The 2,750-nt window shown below is 63.2% G+C and carries 3 protein-coding genes; 1 reads left to right on the top strand and 2 read right to left on the bottom strand.

The features are described 5' to 3' along the window. Window positions 1-118: 118 nt before the first annotated feature. A complete protein-coding gene (locus ENZ75_RS27550; RefSeq protein ID WP_063169560.1) occupies window positions 119-1,024 on the bottom strand; it encodes a bestrophin family ion channel in 906 nt (301 codons plus the stop codon). A gap of 188 nt (window positions 1,025-1,212) precedes the next feature. On the opposite strand from ENZ75_RS27550, the gene ENZ75_RS27555 reads away from it, so the two are divergent. Next, window positions 1,213-1,620, top strand: coding sequence for an ACT domain-containing protein (locus ENZ75_RS27555; protein WP_013528796.1), 408 nt, complete (start codon window positions 1,213-1,215; stop codon window positions 1,618-1,620). A gap of 154 nt (window positions 1,621-1,774) precedes the next feature. On the opposite strand, the gene ENZ75_RS27560 is transcribed toward ENZ75_RS27555, so the two are convergent. After that, window positions 1,775-2,749: an aspartate-semialdehyde dehydrogenase gene (locus ENZ75_RS27560; protein ID WP_245481259.1), complete on the bottom strand. Its 975-nt coding sequence runs from the start codon at window positions 2,747-2,749 to the stop codon at window positions 1,775-1,777. Window position 2,750: the final 1 nt, after the last annotated feature.

Consider the following 2,750-nt stretch of genomic DNA (forward strand, 5'->3'; position numbering starts at 1 on the left):
GCTCATGATGGTCCCTCCTGATGGTTCTATCCCCTTCTTGCTGGGGTCGAACCAAGGACGTGGCATGGAGCGGCGATCCGACAGCGGGGCAGATTCTTTTAAGCCCGCGCGCCTTTGCCTACGAAAAATAGAACTTTTCCGCCGGGATCATCTTCGGCGGCGTTTCGCCAAGCGCCTCGAACACCGAGATTTCGCAGACACGGCAGAGGCTGTCGAGAGCGAGGTCGTTGGCTTCGGTCCCGAACGGATCCTCGAGCTCTTCCGACAGCGCGTCGAGGCCGAAGAAAGTGTAGGCGATCAGCGCGGTGAACAGCGGCGTCGCCCAACCGGTGGTCGAGATCAGGCCGATCGGCAGCAGCAGGCAGACGATATAGGCCGTGCGATGCACCAGCAGCGTGTAGGCGAACGGCAAGGGCGTACCGGCGATCCGCTCGCAGCCGGCCTGGATGGCCGCGACCGACGCGAGCCTCTCATCGAGGATACGAAAGCCGATCGTGTCGACGTCGCCCGCCAGGCGCTGCGCATTGGCACGCCGGCCCATGCGCCTGACCATCTCATCCGCCGGATTGGAAAAGGCTGCTGCCTTGTCCGCCTCCGCGTCGATGAAGGCACGGGCATCCTTCATGCTGTCGATCTTGCGCAACTGCCCGCGCAGGAAATGACAGAAGGCGAGCGCTTCCATCAGCAGGGCGCGCTGTTCGGTCTGGTCCGGGATGAGGCTGGTGGTGGCGCGTGCCAGGTTGCGCATTTCGAAGACCAGCGCGCCCCACAGCTTGCGCGCCTCCCACCAACGGTCGTAGGCGGCGTTGTTGCGGAACGAGAGATAGATCGACAATGTCACGCCGACCAGGCCGAAAGGCGTGATGTTGAAGACGCTGAAATCAAGCTGGAACCGGCGCGCCGCGGCCAGGATGATCGCGGAATAAAGCGCGAAGCCCAATATTTGCGGCAGAATGCGTGGCACGACCGAACCGCGCATGATGAAGAACAGCTGCAGGAATGTGGGGCGCGGGCGAACGATCATCGAAGGCCTTTCACGGACCGGCACTGGCCCTCAGCTTCTCTATTGTGCGATGCGACAGCTCTGCAAGCCCAGCCGCCAGCGACATCGCCATGTCGTCCTTGCAGCGCCTGGACTATCGGCACGCGCCGGTCGCGGATATTGAAGAGCACGTGGGCTGCGGCCCGTTTTTTGCAGGCGAGGGAAGACAGATGGCCGGCGAAACCGATCTCAAGACACTGCTGGCGTCGATGACACCGGAGCTGCTCGCCGGCGCCTATGTCTTCGTCACGCTGGCACCCGGCGTCCCTCAGCCGGAAGGCGTTGAGCCGGTGATGGTGTTTCGCGAGCGCGAGGGTGTGACGCTGATCGTGACCGAGGAGGAGGCCAACGCCGCGGCACTGACCGCTTCGTTCCGCTGCCGGATGCTGACGCTGAACATCCATTCGTCGCTGGAAGCCGTCGGCTTCCTCGCCGCCATCACCACGCGCCTGGCCGCCGCCGGCATGGGCGTGAACCCGGTTTCGGCCTTTTATCACGACCATCTGTTCGTTCCCGCCGATAGGGCGGAGGAGGCACTGAAGCTGCTGATCGGGCTGGCCGAAGACAACCGAGTGTAGCGCATCGGCGAAGCTGCCGATCTCCCTCGTGGGGGAGATTGGCCTTCATCAATGCTCCGCAAACCTTCAGCATCCCGGCCGAGGGCGGAGCCCGCGACCGCGGGCCAGCCGCGCTAGCGGCGGTGCGGCCCGTGAGCGAAAACTAAATCAGCCGTCAGGCCGCCTTCTTCTTCGGCTGGATCAGGCCGCGCTCGACCAAAAGCTCGGCGATCTGCACCGCGTTGAGTGCGGCGCCCTTGCGCAGATTGTCGGAGACGATCCACATCGACAGGCCGTTGTCGATGGTCGAATCCTCGCGGATGCGCGAGATGAAGGTGGCGTCCTCGCCGGCCGATTCCAGCGGCGTGATGTAGCCTCCGTCCTCGCGCTTGTCCAAGACCTGGCAGCCTGGGGCTTCACGCAGGATATCCCGCGCGTCGTCGGCGGTGATCGGCTTTTCGAACTCGATGTTGACCGCTTCCGAGTGGCCGATGAACACCGGCACGCGCACGCAGGTCGCCGTCAGCTTGATCTTGGGATCGAGCATCTTCTTGGTCTCGGCGACCATCTTCCATTCTTCCTTGGTGAAGCCGTCGTCGAGGAAGACGTCGATATGCGGGATGACGTTGAAGGCGATGCGCTTGGTGAACTTCTTGACGTCGACGGTGTCGGCGACAAACACCGCGCGTGTCTGCGTGAACAGCTCGTCCATGCCTTCCTTGCCGGCGCCAGACACCGACTGGTAGGTGGCGACAACGACGCGCTTGATGGTGGCGAAATCGTGCAGCGGCTTCAGCGCCACCACCAGCTGCGCCGTCGAGCAGTTCGGATTGGCGATGATGTTCTTGCGCGTGAACAGCGAGATCGCGTCCGGGTTCACTTCCGGCACGATCAGCGGCACGTCCTGGTCGTAGCGGAAGGCCGACGAATTATCGATGACGACGCAGCCCTGCTTGCCGATCTTCGGCGACCATTCCTTGGAGACGTTGCCGCCGGCCGACATGATGCAGATATCGGTGTCGGAAAAATCATACTGGTCAAGCGACTTCACCTTCAGCGTGCGGTCGCCGAACGACACTTCCGTGCCCTGGCTGCGCCGTGAGGCCAGCGCCACCACCTCGCTTACCGGAAAGCCGCGCTCTTCCAGTATG

The sequence above is a fragment of the Mesorhizobium sp. M7A.F.Ca.CA.002.04.1.1 genome (assembly GCF_004022805.1).
Lineage (GTDB): Bacteria > Pseudomonadota > Alphaproteobacteria > Rhizobiales > Rhizobiaceae > Mesorhizobium > Mesorhizobium ciceri.

Coding starts and splice junctions, on each gene's coding strand:
- ENZ75_RS27550 (WP_063169560.1), bottom strand. CDS start 1,024: ATGATCGTTCGCCCGCGCCCCACATTCCTGCAGCTGTTCTTCATCATG.
- ENZ75_RS27555 (WP_013528796.1), top strand. CDS start 1,213: ATGGCCGGCGAAACCGATCTCAAGACACTGCTGGCGTCGATGACACCG.